Below are 18,599 nucleotides of genomic sequence, written 5' to 3'. Positions count from 1 at the left end.
CCCCATCTGTGTGTGACAACGCCCATGCGGTGGGTGTTGCGGAGGCCGGGATTTCTACACTCCGGCCAGATGGACAGCACCGTTCTGTGCCCTTTCCCTGGCTGAGCACCGCGATTCTGTTCCCGATCGGCGCCGCTCTGCTGATCCCCTTCGTACCCGACAAGGGCGATGGCAAGCAGGTCCGCTGGTACGCCCTCGGCGTCGCCCTCACCACCTTCCTGGTGACCGTGGCGGCCTACCTGCGCGGCTATGACCCCGCCGATCCCGGCCTGCAGCTGGTGGAGCGGGTGCAGTGGCTTCCCGATCTCGGGCTGGCCTGGTCGGTGGGGGCGGATGGAATTTCCATGCCGCTGATCCTGCTCACCAGCTTCATCACCTCCCTGGCCTGTCTGGCCGCCTGGCCGGTGACCTTCAAGCCGAAGCTCTTCTACTTCCTGCTCCTGGCCATGGACGGCGGCCAGATCGCCGTGTTCGCCGTGCAGGACATGCTGCTGTTCTTCCTGGCCTGGGAGCTGGAACTGCTGCCGGTGTACCTGCTCCTGGCCATCTGGGGCGGCAAGAAGCGCCAGTACGCCGCCACCAAGTTCATCCTGTACACGGCCGGCAGCTCCCTGTTCATCCTCCTGGCGGGCCTGGCGATGGCCTTCTACGGCGGCGGTGCCCCCAGCTTCGAGTACACGGTGCTGGCGGCCAAGGAATTCGGCACCGGCTTCCAGGTGCTTTGCTACGCCGCCCTGCTGATCGCCTTCGGCGTCAAGCTGCCGGTGGTGCCGCTGCACACCTGGCTCCCCGATGCCCACGGTGAGGCCACCGCCCCGGTGCACATGCTCCTGGCGGGGATCCTGCTGAAGATGGGTGGCTATGCGCTGCTGCGCTTCAACGTGCAGCTGCTGCCGGAGGCCCACGCCCAGTTCGCCCCCCTGCTGGTGATTCTGGGGGTGGTCAACATCATCTACGCCGCCCTCACCTCCTTCGCCCAGCGCAACCTCAAGCGCAAGATCGCCTACAGCTCGATCAGCCACATGGGCTTCGTGCTGATCGGCATCGGCAGCTTCAGCGCCCTGGGCACCAGTGGCGCCATGCTCCAGATGATCAGCCATGGCCTGATCGGCGCCAGCCTCTTCTTCCTGGTGGGCGCCACCTACGACCGGACCCACACGCTCCAGCTCGACGAAATGGGCGGCGTGGGTCAGAAGATGCGCAAGATGTTCGCCCTCTGGACCGTCTGCTCCCTGGCCTCCCTCGCCCTGCCGGGCATGAGTGGCTTCGTGTCGGAGCTGATGGTGTTCGTGGGCTTCGCCACCAGTGAGGCCTACAGCCTCAGCTTCCGCATCGTGATCGCCGTTCTGGCGGCGATCGGCGTGATCCTCACCCCCATCTACCTGCTCTCGATGCTGCGGGAGATCTTCTTCGGCAAGGAGAATCCCGAGTTGGCCTCCCACACCCACCTGGTCGACGCCGAACCCCGGGAGATCTATGTCATCTCCTGCCTGCTGGTGCCGATCATCGGCATCGGCCTCTACCCGCGCCTGGTCACCGACAGCTACCGCGCCGCCATCGAGGCCCTGGTCGAGCGGGAGTCCGTTGCCCTGGTGAAGCTTGGGCGTGCCCCCGTTCCGGCGGTGATGGCGACCGGGGCCTTCGGCAGCCTGCCACCGGCCCTGCTGCACGCCCCGGCCCTGGGTTGACCCCTGGCCCCCTCAGCGCAGGGGGCCGGTTACGAAACGCTGCGCAGGTCCCAGGTGATGGTCGTGTCCTGCGGAGAAGATGCCTACGCTCCTCCATCGCACAGCGAGGCTCTCCATGCGGCAGATCAACTTCCTTCTGATCTTCAGCTTCGGCTTGGCCACGGTGATGTTCACCCTGGAGAACACCACGGCCACCACGGTGCATTTCCTGCCGGGGGTGAGCACCACCCTGCCATTGGCGGCCCTGCTGCTGCTGGTGGGCGGCATCGGCGCCACCGCCGCCTGGATCTACGCCGTCTGGAGCGGGGTGGTGCGCAAGGTGGAAACTCTGCAGAGCAGCGGCGATGTCGAGGCCCAGCAGGTGCGGATCAGCGAACTGGAGAACGATCTGCGCCGTTACCGGGCCACCGTCGACGCCCAGCTCGGCCTGTTGCCGGCGGCTGGGGAGAGTTCGGCTCCGGCCCGTGAGGCGGGCGAAGACAGCCTCACCCTGGCCGCCGACTGAGCCCCATGGGACCAGTTCGGTGACCATCGTGACTGGTGCCTTTCGGCCATAGCCGGTAGCTTGCGCCTGGAAAGGCCCCCCGAGCAGGACATCGCGCGTGGCAGAAGCGGGCGCCAGACTCGCCATCCGGTTGCTCCAGGACGCGGCCGAGCGAGGCGACATCGACCCGTGGGACGTGGATGTGATCGCCGTCGTCGACGGCTTCCTCGACCAGTTGCGCCAACGCATCGAACGGCCCAGGCGGCTGGACCCTCAGGGCGGCAGCTACGAACGGGATCTGGCCGAATCCAGCGAGGCGTTCCTGGCGGCCTCGGTGCTGGTGGGACTCAAGGCGGAGCTGCTGGAATCGGCCACCTTTCCGCCCGAGCCCCTGCTGGAGGATCCCTTCTCCGCCGAGGACGACGAAGGGTGGGACCCCGGAGCCCTGTCCCTGCCCCGCCGGCCGGAGCGGCACCTGCACCGCCGTCCGGTGGCGCCCCCGCCCCTGCAACGCCCCGTCACCCTGGGGGAACTGATCCGGCAGCTCGAGGACATCGCCGAGCGGCTCGAGCAGGACGGAGGGGAAGGCCGCCACAGGCCCCGGGCGCGCCGCTACAGCGAACGGGCCGCGATCGCCCAGGTGGCCTCCCTGGCCCACCGCGAGAAGCTGCCGGAAACCACCGCCGCCCTCAGCCGCTTCCTGCTGCAGTGGTCGCCCACCGCCCAAAGCCTCGAATGGGTGGCCTTCGATGCCCTGGTGAGCGCCTGGGCGGAGGCCGTCGCCAGCGCGCCGGCCGACGAGGACCTGGACCAGGACAGGGTCGGGGTGTTCTGGGCCCTGCTGTTCCTCTCCTCCCAGGGCAAGGTGGAACTGGAGCAGGCCGGCGGCCTTTACGGTCCGCTCAGCCTGCGTCGCCGGTGCGAGGACAGGGCCGAAACGCTGAGCCTGCCGCGACTGCCCGGGCAGGGGTCAGATAGGGGGCCGGCTCTGGAGGCAGTGGCAGCCTGAGTTTTCTCCTTAGGCTGCCTTATCACCTCCGACATGAAACGACGCCGATGAAGGCGATGATCCTGGCGGCAGGCAAGGGAACTCGGGTGCGGCCGATCACGCACACCACCCCCAAGCCGATGATTCCGATCCTGCAGAAACCCGTGATGGAGTTTCTGCTCGAGTTGCTCCGGGAGCACGGCTTCAACGAAATCATGGTCAACGTCTCCCACCTGTCGGAGGAGATCGAGAACTACTTCCGTGATGGGCAGCGCTTCGATGTCCAGATCGCCTACAGCTTCGAGGGACGCATCAGCGATGGTGAGCTGATCGGTGAAGCGATGGGTTCGGCCGGAGGGCTGAAGAAAATCCAGGACTTCCAGCCCTTCTTCGACGACACCTTCGTGGTGCTCTGCGGCGATGCCCTGATCGATCTCGACCTCACAGAAGCCGTACGGCGCCATCGCGAGAAGGGGGCCATGGCCAGCTTGATCACCAAGCGGGTGCCCCGCGATCAGGTGAGCAGCTATGGGGTGGTGGTGACGGATGAAGCCGGCCGGGTGCTCTCCTTCCAGGAGAAGCCGTCGGTTGAGGAGGCCGCCAGCGACATGATCAACACCGGCATCTACATCTTCGAACCAGCCGTCCTCGACTTCATCCCCAGCGGCGAACCGTTCGACATCGCCGCCGATCTGTTCCCCAGGCTGGTGGAGTCCGGGGCCCCCTTCTATGCCCTGCCCATGGAATTCGAATGGGTCGACATCGGCAAGGTGCCGGATTACTGGCAGGCGATCCGCAGCGTGCTGCAGGGGCATGTTCGCCAGGTGCAGATTCCTGGCAAGGAAGTACGTCCAGGGATCTACGCGGGCCTGAACGTGGCGGCCGACTGGGACAAGATCCACGTTGAGGGGCCGATCTTCGTGGGTGGCATGACCCGCATCGAGAACGGTGTGACCATCATCGGGCCGGCCATGATCGGGCCGAGCTGCCACATCTGTGAAGGCGCCACGATCGACAACTCGATCATCTTTGATTATTCCCGCATCGGTGCCGGCGTCCAGCTCGTCGAGAAGCTGGTCTATGGCCGCTATTGCGTCGATCGCAACGGGGACCATTTCGATCTGCAGGAAGCTGCTCTCGACTGGTTGATTACAGATTCCCGCCGCCAGGACGTGGGCACCCCTTCACCGCAGCAGAAGGCCATGGCCGAGCTGCTCGGCACCGACCTCGCCGCCAGCGGCACCCCCTAGGCCCGCCAATCGCAGGATCTGGGGGATGCGGTGCTCGGCCTTGATCGCCATCAGGTGCACCCCCTGGGCGATGGAGCGGTAGGCCGCTACCTGTTCAGCGGCGATCGCCACACCTTCCGCCGCCGGGTCTGCGGCACCGGCGAGGCGCTCGATCAGGGACTGGGGGATGCGGGCCCCGGGCACCACACGGTTGATGAACTCGGCGTTGCGGGCCGACTTGAGCAGAAACACCCCAGCCAGCACCGGCAGCCCGAGTGGGGCGGTGATCTCCTCCACAAAGCGGCGCAGGCAGGCGGTGTCCATCACCATCTGGGTCTGGAGGAAGCGGGCTCCGGCCTCCTGCTTGCGCCGGACCCTGGAGCACAGTCCGCTCCAGCTGGGGGACTGGGGATCGGCGGCGGCGCCGGGGAAGAGCGCCGTGGCACCATCCGGCAACTCCCCCTTCACCGGATCCTCGCCGGCATTGAGGGCCCGCACGAGCTGCAGCAGCCTCACCGCTTCCAGTTCATTCACCGCCCGGACCCCAGGCTGATCCCCAGCTCGCACCGGGTCACCGGTGAGGCAGAGCAGGTTGCGGATGCCGAGGGCGTGGGCGCCGAGCAGGTCAGCCTGGAGGGCGATGCGATTGCGGTCGCGGCAGGTCATCTGCAGCACGGGCTCGATGCCGGCCTCCAGCAGCAGGCGGCACATCGCCAGGCTGCTCATCCGCATCACCGCCCGGCTGCCGTCGGTGACATTGACCGCCTGCACCAGGCCCCGCAGCGCCGCCGCAGCCTCAAGGGTGCGACCGGCGTCGCCCCCTCGGGGCGGAGTCACTTCCGCCGTGACGGCGAAGCGGCCGTCCGCCAGGGCCTCTCGTAGCTGCAACGGCCATCTCCATGACAGGGGCATCATGGATCAGCCGCTGCCTAGAGTGATATCAACCGCCGAGGAGCCGATGGCTGAGCGCAAGCCCCCGGCACCATCGATGCCCCCGTCCCCGGAGCGGCCCATGGTTCATCTACGCAGCGAGTTATCAGAGAGGGAACTCGAGATCATCGAGCTGGTGGCCACGGGCCTCACCAACCTGGAGATCGCTGGCCAGCTGACCATCAGCAAGCGCACCGTCGACAACCACGTCAGCAACATCTTCACCAAGACCGGCGCCAAGAACCGGGTGGCCCTGCTGAACTGGGCCATGGACCACGGCAAGATCTGCCGCGACGGCTTCAACTGCTGCGCCCTGCCCCATGTCGATCCTTCCAGGCCCAGCTGAGCTCAGCCACTGCGGGGCAGCAGGAGAGACTCCCGTTCGGCCACCGGCCACGCCACCAGCGGACGGTGCGCCAGGGCCGCATTGCTGAGGTCGCGGCGCCCCGTGATCTCCCTGGAGCACCAGGCGGGAACGGCCACCGCCTGATCGGCCCGCTCCAGTTCCACCTCCGCCACCACCAGGGGGGCATTGTCGGCCTCGAACACATCCAGCACCCAGTCGCCACCGGGCAGATCCAGGCCGTACCGCGTCTTGCTCACCTGATGGACGGATTGCTCCAACAGGGCCTCAGCATCGATGGCCGGAATCGGGTACTCGTACTCCTGCCGTGTCAGGGCCTGACCGGCGGAGGCTGACGCCGCCACCGCGTCGGCGGCCGGCAGCTTGAGGGTGAGAAACGCCTCCATGGCACCATCAGGGGCCCTGGCCAGCCGCACCCGCAGGGTGAGCTCCCCGTTACCGGTTGAGAGATAAGCCTGGCGGATGGCCCTGGCCCGGTGGGCATGGGAGCGCCATTGGTCGCCGCTGACGAGGAAGCGACGCTCGATTTCCAGGGCCATGGGGAGGGGGTGGCAGGGCGGAGCGGAGCTGTTCAGTTGCGGGACGGTTCACCAGCGGTGAGGCTGCCGGCCCAGTGGAGCTTGTGGGTGAGGGTGCTGTAGTACGAGGGGCTCTGCTCCAACTGGAGCATCAGCACGGGGTGGCGCCCCCGCTGCAGGACGCAGCGATCGCCCGGTTCGAGCACGGTGGCATGGGCTCCGTCCTTCCAGAGCTTGACCCGACGGCTGGTCTCCCCCAGGGGCCAGACCGACAGCCGCGAACCGGGAGGGACCACCACCGCCCGGCTGGAGAGACTCATCGGGCAGATCGGTGTGACCACGATCGCTTCAATGCCCGGATGCAGGATCGGTCCACCGGCGGCCATCGCGTAGCCGGTGGAGCCCGTGGGGGTGGCGATGATCAGGCCGTCGCCCCGGTACTGGTCCACCACCTCCCCGTCGATCTCCAGCTCCAACATGCAGGTGGGAGAAAGCTCATCGAGGTACGGACGGAAGTAGAAATCGTTGAGGGCGCCATGGGGTCCATCGCCGACCCCGTTCAGCTCGCCGTCTGCGGGGACGTCTCCCTCCAGGGGCACACCGTCGCCACGATCGATCCGGGCTTCCAGCATCATGCGCTTCTCGATCGCGAAGCGGTCGTCCCGCAGGCGTTGCCAGAGGGTGTCGTCGGGGTCGTGGCTGCCGGCTTCCCCGTTGGCCTCGCCCCGCAACCGCAGCAGGCGCCGTTCATGGGTGAGGAAGCCCAGGTGACCGCCGACGTTGAAGCTGAGCACCGGCACAGCAAAGCTGGCCAGGTGGCGAGCCGCCGCCAGGACCGTGCCATCGCCACCGAGGACAATGGCCAGGTCGGGAAGATCGCTCTCGGTGGCCAGCAGGCCAGGGAAGGGATTCAAGCCCAGGCCGCTGACGGCGGTGGTGACGATGACACCCTGGGAGCGCAGGTCCTGGGCACAGCGTCGGGCCTGTCGCTGGGCCGCCTGACTGCCCTTGCGAAGGATCAGCCAGACCCGCTCAAGCTGCATGGGCCGGATGGCATGAGACGTGCACGGCTACCAGCGCAGCAGGTTGAACCGCTCCATGTCCACTGTTTCCCTGTTGCGATAGAGCGACAGCAGGATGGCCAGGCCGACGGCCGCTTCAGCTGCCGCCACGGTGATCACGAAGATAGCGAACACCTGGCCGCGGATCAGCTGGCCATCGAGGTAGTTGGAGAAGGCCATCAGGTTGATGTTGACGGCGTTCAGCATCAACTCGATGCTCATCAGCACCCGCACGGCGTTGCGGCTGTTGATCAACCCCCAGACGCCGACGCAGAACAACATGGCCGCGACCGAGAGAAAGGCCTCGAGCGGAATCGGAGAGGCGAGGTCGGTGCTCATGGCTTGGAAAGGAGGGTGGGCGCGGGGGCGGATTTCTCGATCAGCAGGGGCGTGCGGTCCTTTTCGATCAGTCCCTGATCGGCCGGCTCACCGGTGATCACGTCGGTGCTGAAGACGTCGCGGCGAGCCAGCACGATGGCCCCGATCATCGCCATCAGCAGCAGCACCGAGGCCAGCTCAAACGGCAGCAGGTAATCGGTGAACAGGTGCTCGCCAATGCGAATGGTGGCCTCTTCGCCGACGGGCGTCGGGCCCGGCAGCGCCCAGGTGGTGGTGAAGGCCACCCGCAGCAGCAGGGCGAAAAGGCCGGCGCAGACGGCCCCCGAAAGAAGCCGACGCACCAGCAGCCCAGGGATCGCGGCGAGGGTTTCCTGCTTGTTGACGAGCATGATCGCGAACAGGATCAGCACATTGACCGCGCCCACATAGACGAGGATCTGGGCCGCCGCGACGAAGCTGGCGTTGAGCAGCAGATACAGCCCGGCAACCGAAAGAAAGACACCGCCCAGCAGGAAGGCGGAGTAGACGATGTTGGGCAGCAGGACCACGCCGAGCGAGCCGACCACGGTGGTGGCCGAGAGCACGAGGAAGCAGATCTGCTGGGTGGTGGAGGCGATCGACATCAGGACTCTCCGGTGCTGTCGGAAGGGGCGCCGCCGCTGGGGGCTGGCTCCTTCTGGAGGGATTCCAGCACCTGGGAAGGCAGCTGGCCCGCACGGGGCTCGCTGGCGGGCACCCCATGGGGGTCCAGGGCGCCCTTGGGAAGGTAGGCCAGCTCCCGCAGGGCAAACACCGCCGGATCGGAAGTGACGCTGGTGGGCAGGCGGCCAAGGGCGACGTTGTCGTAGTTGAGGCTGTGGCGGTCAAAGGCCGCCAGCTCGTACTCCTCGGTCATGGAGAGGCAGTTGGTGGGGCAGTACTCCACACAGTTGCCGCAGAAGATGCACACCCCGAAATCGATCGAGTAGTTGCGCAGCTCCTTCTTCTTGGTGGCCTTGTTCATCACCCAATCCACCACCGGCAGGTTGATGGGGCACACCCGCACACACACCTCGCAGGAGATGCACTTGTCGAGTTCGTAGTGGATCCGGCCCCGGTAACGCTCGGAGGGGATCAACTTCTCGTAGGGGTACTGCACCGTGATCGGGCGCCGGCGCAGGTGGTCGAAGGTGACCGCCAGACCCTGGGTCATGGTCTGGGCCGCGCTCACCGCCTCCCGGGTGTAGTCACCGACTTGTTTGAGAAACCCGAACATGGCTGGGGGCGAGGGGGTTACGGGATGGGGACCATGATGGCCCTAGGGGCGCAGCGCCGTTGGTATCGGCGCGACCGGATCAGCCGCCGAAGGCGACGGGGAAGGCCAGCTTGAGGCCGGCGGTGACCAGGAGGTTGACCAGGGCGATCGGCAGCAGGAACTTCCAGCCCAGATCGAGCAGTTGGTCGATCCGCACCCGTGGGGTGGTCCAGCGCAGCAGGATCGCGAAGAACACCAGCAGGTAGGCCTTCAGGATCGTGCTGACGATGCCGATCGAACCGGTGATCACCTGGACCAGGGGGGCATCGGGGGAGACCCCGAGCCAGCCGGTGATCCACTCGACGGGCACAGGGAAGCTCCAGCCGCCCAGGTAGAGCACTGACACCAGCAGGGCCGACAGCACCAGGTTGATGTAGCTGCCCAGATAGAACAGGGCGAACTTCATACCGGAGTACTCCGTCTGGTAGCCGGCCACCAGTTCCTCCTCGGCCTCCGGCAGGTCGAAGGGAAGGCGCTCGCACTCCGCCAGGGCGCAGATCCAGAAGATCACGAAGCCGACAGGCTGGCGCCAGATGTTCCAGCTCAGGATGCCAGCTCCGGTCTGCTGGGCAACGATGTCGACAGTGCTGAGGGAGTTGCTCATCATCACCACGGCCAGCACCGCCAGGGCCAGGGGGATCTCGTAGCTGATCGACTGGGCCGCCGCCCGCAGGCCCCCGAGCAGGGAGTACTTGTTGTTGCTGGAGTAGCCGCTCATCAGCAGGCCGATCGGCTGGATGCTGCTCAGGGCGATCCACAGGAAGATGCCCACCCCCACGTTGCTGATCAGCAGGTTCTGGCCGAACGGCACCACCAGCCAGGACAGGATCACCGGCACCACCACCAGCACCGGGCCGAGGCTGAAGAGCACGGAGTCGGCTCTGGCGGGGATGATGTCCTCCTTGAACACCAGCTTGAGGCCGTCGGCCAGGGGCTGAAGCACGCCCAGGGCGCCGGCATATTCGGGCCCGATGCGCTGCTGCACCGCCGCGGAGATCTTCCGCTCCAGCCAGACACTCACAAGGACGCCGACCACGGCCCCCACCAGCACCAGCACCATCGGCAGCGGCAACCAGAGCAGGCGGGCGGCACCGGCGGTGAGGCCCATGGCCTGGGCCAGGTCGATGAAGCTCGACTGGAGATCGAGACCAGGGGGAGCGACGGCGGCACCCAGCAGGCCAGTGGACAGCATCAGAGAACTCCGGTGGGGGGAACCTAGGTGGAAACGGGGTCAGCCAGGAACCGGACGGCTTTCCAGGGGCAACCAGCCCCGTTCAACGGGACCGGTGTAGATCTGCGAGGGACGGTAGATGCGGTTGGCACCCAGTTGTTCCTTCCAGTGGGCCAGCCATCCTGCCGTACGGGCGATGGCAAAGATGGGGGTGAACAGGTCGCGGGGAATACCGAGCTTTCGGTAAACCAGCCCGGAATAGAAGTCGACGTTGGGGAAGATGCCCTTCGGCCCGAGCCGCCGCTCCGCAACCTCCTCGAGCTTGAGGGCCACGTCGTACATGGCGTCGTGGCCAAAGCGCTGGAAGAGCTCCTCGGCCAGGCCCTGCAGGATCACGGCCCGGGGGTCTTTGACGCGGTACTCGCGATGGCCGAAGCCCATGATCTTCTGCTTCTGGGCGATGGCCCGGTCGAGCCAGGGCTCCACCTGGTCGATGCTGCCGATCTGGTCGAGCATGTCGAGCACGTCCTCGTTGGCGCCGCCATGCAGGGGACCGGCCAGGGTGCCCACGGCAGAGGCGACCACGGCGTAGGGGTCGGTGAGAGTACTGGCGGTGACCCGGGCACTGAAGGTGCTGGCGTTGAGGCTGTGCTCGGCGTGCAGGATCAGGCAGGCATCGAAGATCCGCGCCGCCAGGGGATCGGGCTCCCGCTCCGTGAGCATGTAGAGAAAGTTGGCCGAATAGGCCAGGTCGTCCCGGGGCTGGATCGGATCCTGCCCCTTCCGGATCAGCTGGAACGCCGCCACCATCGTGGGGATCTTGGCAATCAGCCGCACCACCGCATCGACGATGTACTGGGGGTCGTACAGAGCACGCCGTGAATAGAAGAGCCCCAGGGACGCCGCACTGGCCTGCAGGGCATCCATCGGATGGCCGGTGGCCGGAAAGCACTTCATCATGTCGCGGATGCGGAAGCTGAGCCGCCGGTGCATCTGCACCTCCTGCTCGAATTCACGCAGCTGGAAGATCGTCGGCAACTCGCCCCAGATCAGCAGATAGGCGGTTTCGAGGAAGCTGCTGTGGCTGGCGAGCTGCTCGATCGGGTAGCCCCGGTAGGTGAGCAGTCCCCGTTGCCCCTCGATGTCGCAGATGGCGGACTGGGTGGCCGGCACCCCCTCGAGCCCGGGGCGGAAGGTGGGGGGTGCCGGCGCCGACGGCAAGGGAGGGGTGCCCTGAGGGTCGCTCGCCTCTGGGGTGCTCGCCGCCGCCATGCCGCTTCCTGTGGATGGGATGAACTTAGGCGCAGGAACCGGCACCTGGCGTAGCGCCCGCTGCCGGCTCAGGGGCGGGGCAGCCAGAGCCCGGGGCGGACCAACCACTCCAGGCGGGCCGTGCCGGCCAGCGAACCGCCGGCTTCCACCACGGGGAGGCGCAGCAGGGCCAGACCCGCCTTGCGCAAGGCGATGGCACCGGGGGGCGCCCCGAGCAGGCGGGACGCCAGCAGCCCCAGATCCGGCTCATGGCCCACCAGAAGCAGCCGGCAGGATGGCGCTTCATCGCCCTGGCTGAACCAGGCCGGCAGCAGGGGCAGGGGATCCCCGCCGGGCTCCAGGATCTGGGCCAGCTCAAGGGCGGGGGCCAGGCCCACCATCCGGGCGATCTCGGCGGTTTGCCAGGCCCGGGCCAGGGGACTGGAGAAGAGGCGATCGGCCCGCAGACCCAGTTGGACGGCCCGCTCCAGCACCGCCTGGGTGCGGGAGCGGCCAGCGGCGGTGAGCTCCCGCCTGGCATCGACCCTGGCAGGGCTGCGCTCCTCGGCGATGCCGTGGCGCAGCAGGAGCAGCTCCCAGACGGGTGGTGCCATGGTCAGGCGGCTCCGAAGTCGAGGCGCGCTTCCACCGCCAGGAGACCGGGCTCTCCCTCCAGCGCCAGGGCCAGGCCGCTGATCGGCTCACTGAGCGGCCCCCCGGCAAGGGCGGTGAGGCGTTGCCAGGGCCTCCAGGCCGCCAGCAGGTCACGGGCCCGCGGACCATCCAGGGCCCATTGCAGGGACGCCTCCGGAACCGCAAGCGCCGCCAACTGCCCCTGCAGACGGCCAGCCCCCCCTTTTTGCGGCCCATCCAGACTCTCCAGCTGGCCGAGCGACTCCCCCCACCAGGCCTGGTCGCCCCGCTGCCAGCGCCAGCCCAGCAGGGGCGCCTGCAACTGCTCCGACCTGCCGTCGCGGCGGCCCGGGCTGGCCTGCAGCCGGGTCCAGGCCAGCAGCGGGTGGCCGTCGACCTCGAGGGGGGCGGCGATCAGGCCATCGGCCGCCAGGGCCGCCTCCAGCACCGAGGGCTCCGGCCGGTCCGCCGCCGTACCCAGCAACCAGCGATTGCCGCTGGCGGCGGCCAGCAGCGGTCCCCCGTCGGAACCAACGACCAGCGCGGGCACCGGACCCGCGGCATCCGCCGCCCCCACCAGGCGCTCAAGCAGCGGCTGCAGCAACGGGATCGTGGCCAGGGTGGCGGGATCCTGCACCAGGGCGAGGCTGGCGGCGGGACGCTGCAGGGCGGCCAGCAGGGCCTGGCCCAGGCCTGCGTCGGCGCCGATCTCCGGCAGGGCGATCTCCGCCGGCAGGCCGAGCAGGGCGGACAGCCGCAGGCTTTGACCGTCGGGTCGCAGGGCCAGCAGCAGCCCACCGGGCCGCTGGTCGGCAGGGGCGGGCAGCGGCAGCCCCAGCCAGCGCTCCAGGGCGCCGGGGGAAGCCTGGAGCAGGGCAGCGCCGGTGCCGAGTCGCCGCAGACCCTCCTGGAAGGACGCCTGGCCGGCCTGATTGAGCTCAGGGATCTGGGACACATCCAGCGCCTGCTCCAGCACACCCCGCCCCGAGGCGATCAGGACAAGGTCGTCATCCACCAGAGCCGTGGCCAGCGGCATCGGTGTGCGGCCCAGCAGGGCCCCCCGGCCGCTGATCAGACCCATACCCCGGTAGGTGCTGATCTGGAGATCCGTGCCCGCCAGGCTGCGGGTCTGCCAGAAGCGCTGCAGAAACTGGCGGGCGCCGTCATCATCGCGGCTGCCCAGGGCCAGCAGCCAGCCGCCCTTTGAGCCCCCTGCGGCGGCGCCGGCGTCCGCCTCGAACAGGGCCAGGCCCACGGGTGCCGCCAGCCAGGAGCGCAGTTCCGCTTCGTAGTCAAGACCCGCCGCGGCGAAGGCCCCGTCGCGCAGCCGGCCGACCGCGGCCGCCGCCTGGCGCCGCTGGCGGGGCGGGGCGACGGCACGGGCGTAGTCCAGGGGCTGGTCGCCGTCGCTGAACAAATGGAAGCTGAGGGGAGCATCCCGAGGCACGAACTGGGCAGCACGCGGCACCACGAGCGGCAGGCGCTGCAACCGCAGGGCACTGCGCTGCCACACCAGCCACCAGCCACCGAGCCCCAGTCCGAACACCACCAGCACCAGGGCCAGCAGCACCGCCAGGAATGGGCGGGCCTTCATGCGTACTCAGCAGGATGGGACCATCCTGACGCCACCCCCCCCTCCGACGCCCGCCATGGACGAGACGACCCGCCCGGGGACCCCCCGGACGCTCACCGCCGCGGAGCTGCAACGGCGCCTCGAGGCCGGCGAGCCGCTCCGGATCGTGGATGTGCGCGAGGACGGAGAACTGGCCCTGGCCAGGTTGCCGCTTGAGGTGCTGCATCTGCCCCTGAGCCGCCACCGGGAGTGGCTGCCACGACTGGAGACCATGCTCGACCGGCAGGAGCCGTTGGTGGTGCTCTGCCATGCCGGCATCCGCAGCTGGGACTTCGGCTGCTGGCTTATCCAGGAACAGGGCTTTGGGGAGGTCTGGAACCTGAAGGGGGGCATCGACGCCTGGAGCCGGGAGGTGGATCCCCAGGTTCCCCGTTACTGAGCCCCCGTGCCGGGCCTGGGGAGGCACTCCGCATACCTAGGATTAATGATCTCTTTTCTTTGCTGTTTCCCCACCGTCCTTGGACACGCTGCCGCGCCGACAACAGGAGGTCCTCCGGGCCACGGTGCGGCACTACGTGGACACCGTCGAGCCCGTGGGCAGCAGCACGCTGGTGCGTCGCTTCGGGCTGCCCGCCAGCCCCGCCACCGTGCGCACGGCCATGGGGGCCCTGGAACAACGCGGCCTGCTGACCCAGCCCCACACCTCCGCCGGCCGGATCCCCAGCCAGCGGGGCTACCGCCTCTACGTCGATCAGTTGTTGCCGGCCCCGGGCGCCGCCGCCCTGCAGCTGGATCGGGAGCTGGCCGGAATCAGTCTGCAGTGGGCCGCCCTGGATGATCTGCTGCTGCACCTGGCCCGCCGCCTGGCCGACCTCACCGGCCTGCTCAGCCTGATCACCCGACCCCAGCGCCCCAGTCCTCTGTTGCAGGCGGTGCGGCTGGTGCCCAGCGGCGACCGCCTCCTGGTGTTCCTCGTCCAGGGACCGGACTTCAGCACCAGCCTGAATCTGCGTCTTGGGGCCGGGCTGGAGGAGGAGCTGCCGATCCTGGAGCGCTGGAGCAACCAACAGCTCCGCGCCAACGGCGACGGGCGCATCCCCTGGGAGCGACTGCCGGCAGAACTGCGCCGCAGCGGCGGCCTGCTGCGCCAGGCCCTCGACAGCCACAGCCGCATCCGCAGCGAGGAGCTCGACGCCGTTGTCGCGGCCGGCCTGGGGGGTCTGCTGGCCCAGCCGGAATTCAGCCACAGCTCCACCCTCCTTCCGGTGGTGCAGCTGGTGGAGCATGGCCCCCGCACCCTGCTGGGGCTCACCGGCGACCCTGCCGCCATCGCCAGCGACGCGATCTGGATCGGCACAGAACACCCCCACGCCGCCCTCGGCCAGTGCTCGGTGGTCCAGGCCACCTACCGCACGGGCCACGGCGGCCGCGGCCAGGTGGCACTGGTGGGGCCGATGCGCATGGCCTACGCCACCGCCCGCGCAGCGGTCCAGTCGGTGGCCTCGATCCTGGAGAGGCTGCTCAGCTGATGACCTATTGCCTCGGTTTTCTGCTCCAGAGCGGCCTGGTGTTCGCCTCCGACTCCCGCACCAACGCAGGCGTCGATTACATCTCCAGCTACAGCAAGATGCATGTGCTGGCGCCGGCTCCGGATCGGCTGTTCGTGCTGATGGCAGCCGGCAATCTGGGCACCACCCAGGCCGTGCTCAATCGCATCCGCCGCGACATCGAGAACCACGGAGCCGGTCCCAGTCCCCAGTGGAGCCGCCAGGACGACCCCCCGGCCGGACCGAGCATGCTCACCGCCCGTTATCTGTTTGAGGTGGCCGATTACATCGGCCGCCTCAATGTGATGGTCCAGAAGGAGTTCAATCCCAACCTGCGCCAGGCGGGTGCCAGCGGCGAGGCCAGCTTCATCCTGGGCGGCCAGATCGCCGGCCAGCCCCACGGGCTCTACATGGTGTATCCCCAGGGCAACGCGATCATGGCCACCGCCGACACCCCCTTCCTGCAGATCGGCGAAACCAAGTACGGCAAGCCTCCCCTCGATTACATCGGCAGACCGGACCTCTCCCTGGAGGATGCGGCGCGCCTCTGCCTGGTGTCAGAGATCGTGACCCGCCGCTCCAATCTCACCGTGGGGCCACCCTTCGAGATCGCCCTAGTGCGCCGTGACGAATTCAAGGTGGGCCGCCACCTCAAACTCGAAAAGGAGGCCCCGGAGATCCAGCACACCATGGATGTGTGGGCCCGCCACATGCAGGAGGGCCTCAACAAGCTGCCCCGTTTCCCCTGGGAGCAGGATCCGCTCTGAGGCCACAGCCTGGCGAGCGGGGCGGGAAACCTATCCGGCCAGGCCGTCGCCCAGCTTCTCCGCCACCGTGTTGACGTCCTTGTCGCCGCGGCCGGAGAGGTTGAGCACCACTTCGGTGCCGGGGGCGAGGGTGGGGCAGAGCGATTCCAGCCAGGCGAAGGCATGGGCCGTCTCCAGGGCAGGGATGATGCCCTCCAGTTCGCTCACCCGTTGCAGGGCTTCAAGGGCCTGGGCGTCGGTGACGGCGGCGTACTCCGCCCGGCCGATGCCCTTGAGGTAGCTGTGCTCCGGCCCCACGCCCGGGTAATCGAGGCCGGCACTGATCGAATGGGCCTCCTGCACCTGGCCTTCGTCGTCCTGCAGCAGCAGGCTCATGGCGCCGTGCAGCACCCCCACCCGCCCTTCGGTGATCGTGGCGGCATGGCGGCCCGTGGCCACACCCTCGCCGGCCGCCTCCACGCCGATCAGACGCACCTCGGCGTCCTCAACGAAGGGGTGGAACAGGCCCATGGCGTTGGAGCCGCCGCCCACACAGGCGATCAGCACATCCGGCAGCCGGCCGAAGGCTTCGAGGCACTGGGCCCTGGCTTCCTGGCCGATCACGGCATGGAAATCGCGCACCAGCATCGGGTAGGGGTGCGGACCGGCCACCGAGCCGAGGATGTAATGGGTCGTCTCCACGTTGGTGACCCAGTCGCGGATGGCTTCGCTGGTGGCGTCCTTGAGAGTGGCGGTGCCGGCGGTGACGGGCTGGACGGTGGCCCCCAGCAAGCGCATCCGGAACACGTTCAGGGCCTGGCGGCGCATGTCTTCGGCGCCCATGTAAATGACGCACTCCAGCCCGAAGCGGGCGCAGACCGTGGCAGTGGCGACGCCATGCTGGCCGGCGCCGGTTTCGGCGATGATCCGCTGCTTACCCATCCGCAACGCCAGCAGGGCCTGGCCCAGGGCGTTGTTGATCTTGTGGGCGCCGGTGTGATTGAGGTCCTCGCGCTTCAGCCACAGGCGCGGTCCCCCCTCTGGACGGCGGTAATGGGCCGTGAGGCGCTCGGCTTCATAGAGCGGCGTGGGTCGCCCGACGTAATGACGCAGCAGGTGGTCCAGCCGGGCGGTGAAGGCGGGATCGGCCCAGGCCTCGGCGGCGGCGGCCTCCAGCTCCGCCAGGGCGGGCATCAGGGTTTCGGGCACGTACTGACCGCCGAAGGGGCCGAAACGGCCCAGGCCATCCGGGCGGACCGACGGCTGCAGCTCGGCCGGATCGACGCGGCGGGTAGGGACGGTGCTGGTCACCGGAGGTACTGAAGGGGATGATTCAGAGTAGGGAGGCACCACCCGGCACGGCTGGGACGGCTCCGCGGATTCCGGAGTGCCAGCTCAGAACCGTGGGCATCACCTGGTGAGACGGCCCAGCCCCAAACGAACGCCAGAGATGCTTCCCAGCCACTACCTCTCTACCCTGACACTGGCGGAACGGCTGTATCGTCAGCAGCCCGAAGTAGCGAGCCAGATTTATTCAGAGCAAGTGCTTCAGTTCCTCCGGGACGGTGTGATCATCTTTCCGCAGGTGATGGACCCTGTCCTGCTCGATCGGGTGGACGCCGACTTGGACGACCTGCCGCGCCTGGCCCAGGCCTCCCTGCTGTATGGCCTGATCGGCATTGACGGCAATGCCGATCACTACGAAGCCAGGGTTCTACGCAATCTTCCAAAGTTGGGTATCACAGATTTGCGCCAGGCAGGACCTGGGCTCAAGCTCAATGACCTGCATCGCTACTTCGATTCAGCCCGCGATCTTGCCTTCTCAAAGCCCATTATCGCTTTTCTCGATGAGCTCTTCGGATCGGCACCGGCCCTGATTCAATCGCTCACCTTCTGGAAAAGCAGCGAACAATCCTTGCACCAGGACTTCTCCTATGTGCACCATCACAACCGGCTGGGCCATCTGGCCGCAGCCTGGATTCCCCTGGAAGACATCAGCGATCAGGCCGGGCCGCTTGTGTATTACAAGGGTTCCCATCTCCTGGCGGAGCATCAGTTCTACGACTGGAACCAGGGCGGAATTCTGGCCAGCCGCAACACCGACCCTCAGACAGCCGCAGGGTATGGGCATTACCTGAGCGCCTTGATCAACCAGCAGGGCTGGACACCGAGCATCTACCTGCCCAGGCGCGGCGACCTGCTGATCTGGCACGGGGCGCTGATTCACGGCGGTACCGCCATGGCCGATCCTTCGCGCACCCGCCGCTCCTACGTCTGCCACTACACCGCCGCCGCGAATCACAAGGCCATGGCCCGCCATCGCGTCGGGGAGGGCTACGACTTCTCCGAACCGCCGTCTCTACCTGAAACGATGCGATCCAGATCCTTGCCGTCCCGGTTGGTGTCCGCCGCCGGCCGCCGCATGAAGCAGCTCTTCAGGGGGGGCCGCACCCATGGCTAAGGGCGGTTGGAGGGAGTTCAGTAGCTCGGAGAGCCTGCAACGGCCAGCGTCCCCCGGTGGCCCTGGCGTGGCCAGGGCCCAGCAGCGGGTGCGGGTGCAGCGCACCAAGGCGGGCAAGGGCGGCAAGCTGGTCACGGCGGTCACGGGGCTGGAGGTTCCAGACGTCGAAGCCCGCGCCTTGCTGCAGCGGCTCAAGACCCGCGCCGGCACCGGCGGCACCCTCAAAGACGGGGTGATCGAACTCCAGGGCGACCAGGTGGCCCTCACCCTGGCTGAGCTGGAGGCACAGGGGTTCCGGCCGAAGCAGGCAGGGGGGTAGGGG

General features: G+C 67.9%; 21 protein-coding genes. 10 read left to right on the top strand and 11 right to left on the bottom strand.

The annotated features are described in order from the left end of the window. Positions 1–86: 86 nt before the first annotated feature. From KUG43_RS08000 to KUG43_RS07985, 4 genes are all read left to right on the top strand, one after another. Positions 87–1,688 (top strand): NAD(P)H-quinone oxidoreductase subunit 4, encoded by a 1,602-nt coding sequence (locus KUG43_RS08000; protein WP_216907885.1) that lies wholly within the window; start codon positions 87–89, stop codon positions 1,686–1,688. A 115-nt stretch (positions 1,689–1,803) separates the two neighbouring features. Then, positions 1,804–2,193 (top strand): lipopolysaccharide assembly protein LapA domain-containing protein, encoded by a 390-nt coding sequence (locus KUG43_RS07995; RefSeq protein ID WP_216907883.1) that lies wholly within the window; start codon positions 1,804–1,806, stop codon positions 2,191–2,193. A gap of 97 nt (positions 2,194–2,290) precedes the next feature. Further along, entirely contained in the window at positions 2,291–3,181 is an 891-nt protein-coding gene (locus KUG43_RS07990) for a segregation/condensation protein A (protein WP_216907881.1), read from the top strand. Positions 3,182–3,228: 47 nt separating this feature from the next. Beyond that, on the top strand, positions 3,229–4,410 hold the full coding sequence (locus KUG43_RS07985) for a nucleotidyltransferase family protein (protein WP_216907879.1): 1,182 nt from the start codon (positions 3,229–3,231) through the stop codon (positions 4,408–4,410). Here KUG43_RS07985 and KUG43_RS07980 read toward each other — a convergent pair. Then, entirely contained in the window at positions 4,345–5,304 is a 960-nt protein-coding gene (locus KUG43_RS07980) for a methylenetetrahydrofolate reductase (RefSeq protein WP_216907877.1), read from the bottom strand. The two genes, KUG43_RS07985 and KUG43_RS07980, sit on opposite strands and share 66 nt — an antisense overlap. 97 nt (positions 5,305–5,401) lie before the next feature. Between KUG43_RS07980 and pedR the strand changes: the two genes are divergently transcribed. Beyond that, entirely contained in the window at positions 5,402–5,665 is a 264-nt protein-coding gene (pedR, locus tag KUG43_RS07975; protein ID WP_216907875.1) for a photosynthetic electron transport-dependent transcriptional regulator PedR, read from the top strand. A 2-nt stretch (positions 5,666–5,667) separates the two neighbouring features. Here the strand turns inward: pedR and KUG43_RS07970 are convergent, their stop codons facing one another. From KUG43_RS07970 to KUG43_RS07930, 9 genes are all read right to left on the bottom strand, one after another. Then, positions 5,668–6,222, bottom strand: a complete 555-nt coding sequence (locus KUG43_RS07970; protein ID WP_216907873.1) for a CYTH domain-containing protein — start codon at positions 6,220–6,222, stop codon at positions 5,668–5,670. 32 nt (positions 6,223–6,254) lie between these two features. Beyond that, positions 6,255–7,244 carry an NAD(+) kinase gene (locus KUG43_RS07965; protein ID WP_216907871.1) on the bottom strand — a complete coding sequence of 330 codons (990 nt, stop codon included), beginning with the start codon at positions 7,242–7,244 and terminating at the stop codon, positions 6,255–6,257. Between the two features lie 27 nt (positions 7,245–7,271). Next, complete coding sequence (gene nuoK / locus KUG43_RS07960; RefSeq protein WP_216907869.1) at positions 7,272–7,601, bottom strand: NADH-quinone oxidoreductase subunit NuoK; 330 nt, start codon at positions 7,599–7,601, stop codon at positions 7,272–7,274. Then, positions 7,598–8,224, bottom strand: a complete 627-nt coding sequence (locus KUG43_RS07955; RefSeq protein WP_216907867.1) for an NADH-quinone oxidoreductase subunit J — start codon at positions 8,222–8,224, stop codon at positions 7,598–7,600. Before KUG43_RS07955 ends, nuoK begins: the two co-directional genes overlap by 4 nt. Beyond that, on the bottom strand, positions 8,224–8,856 hold the full coding sequence (gene ndhI, locus KUG43_RS07950) for an NAD(P)H-quinone oxidoreductase subunit I (RefSeq protein WP_216907865.1): 633 nt from the start codon (positions 8,854–8,856) through the stop codon (positions 8,224–8,226). Before ndhI ends, KUG43_RS07955 begins: the two co-directional genes overlap by 1 nt. Positions 8,857–8,935: 79 nt before the next feature. After that, complete coding sequence (nuoH, locus tag KUG43_RS07945) at positions 8,936–10,087, bottom strand: NADH-quinone oxidoreductase subunit NuoH (RefSeq protein WP_216907863.1); 1,152 nt, start codon at positions 10,085–10,087, stop codon at positions 8,936–8,938. Between the two features lie 39 nt (positions 10,088–10,126). Continuing rightward, positions 10,127–11,338 carry a citrate synthase gene (locus KUG43_RS07940; protein WP_286194535.1) on the bottom strand — a complete coding sequence of 404 codons (1,212 nt, stop codon included), beginning with the start codon at positions 11,336–11,338 and terminating at the stop codon, positions 10,127–10,129. A 68-nt stretch (positions 11,339–11,406) separates the two neighbouring features. Next, positions 11,407–11,931, bottom strand: coding sequence for a phosphohistidine phosphatase SixA (gene sixA, locus KUG43_RS07935; RefSeq protein WP_216907861.1), 525 nt, complete (start codon positions 11,929–11,931; stop codon positions 11,407–11,409). A gap of 2 nt (positions 11,932–11,933) precedes the next feature. Further along, positions 11,934–13,544, bottom strand: coding sequence for a DUF3352 domain-containing protein (locus KUG43_RS07930; protein WP_216907859.1), 1,611 nt, complete (start codon positions 13,542–13,544; stop codon positions 11,934–11,936). 55 nt (positions 13,545–13,599) lie between these two features. Here KUG43_RS07930 and KUG43_RS07925 point away from each other — a divergent pair, with 55 nt between their 5' ends. The 3 genes from KUG43_RS07925 (at position 13,600) to KUG43_RS07915 (ending at position 15,837) form a co-directional block, all read left to right on the top strand. Then, complete coding sequence (locus KUG43_RS07925) at positions 13,600–13,962, top strand: rhodanese-like domain-containing protein (protein ID WP_216907857.1); 363 nt, start codon at positions 13,600–13,602, stop codon at positions 13,960–13,962. 79 nt (positions 13,963–14,041) lie between these two features. Then, on the top strand, positions 14,042–15,052 hold the full coding sequence (locus tag KUG43_RS07920) for an HrcA family transcriptional regulator (protein WP_216907855.1): 1,011 nt from the start codon (positions 14,042–14,044) through the stop codon (positions 15,050–15,052). After that, positions 15,052–15,837, top strand: a complete 786-nt coding sequence (locus KUG43_RS07915) for a proteasome-type protease (RefSeq protein WP_216907853.1) — start codon at positions 15,052–15,054, stop codon at positions 15,835–15,837. The genes KUG43_RS07920 and KUG43_RS07915 overlap by 1 nt, the downstream gene beginning before the upstream one ends. Before the next feature lie 30 nt (positions 15,838–15,867). On the opposite strand, the gene trpB is transcribed toward KUG43_RS07915, so the two are convergent. Further along, positions 15,868–17,127, bottom strand: a complete 1,260-nt coding sequence (trpB, locus tag KUG43_RS07910; protein ID WP_216907851.1) for a tryptophan synthase subunit beta — start codon at positions 17,125–17,127, stop codon at positions 15,868–15,870. 256 nt (positions 17,128–17,383) lie between these two features. Here trpB and KUG43_RS07905 point away from each other — a divergent pair, with 256 nt between their 5' ends. Continuing rightward, the gene (locus KUG43_RS07905) at positions 17,384–18,277 is read left to right on the top strand and encodes a phytanoyl-CoA dioxygenase family protein (protein ID WP_216907849.1); all 894 of its coding nucleotides are present in this window, start codon (positions 17,384–17,386) and stop codon (positions 18,275–18,277) included. After that, positions 18,270–18,596 carry a translation initiation factor gene (locus KUG43_RS07900; RefSeq protein WP_216907847.1) on the top strand — a complete coding sequence of 109 codons (327 nt, stop codon included), beginning with the start codon at positions 18,270–18,272 and terminating at the stop codon, positions 18,594–18,596. Before KUG43_RS07905 ends, KUG43_RS07900 begins: the two co-directional genes overlap by 8 nt. The last annotated feature ends 3 nt before the right edge of the window (positions 18,597–18,599 follow it).

Source organism: Synechococcus sp. CCY 0621 (assembly GCF_019038465.1).
GTDB lineage: Bacteria > Cyanobacteriota > Cyanobacteriia > PCC-6307 > Cyanobiaceae > Cyanobium.
This window is presented reverse-complemented; position numbering and strand designations above follow the sequence as displayed.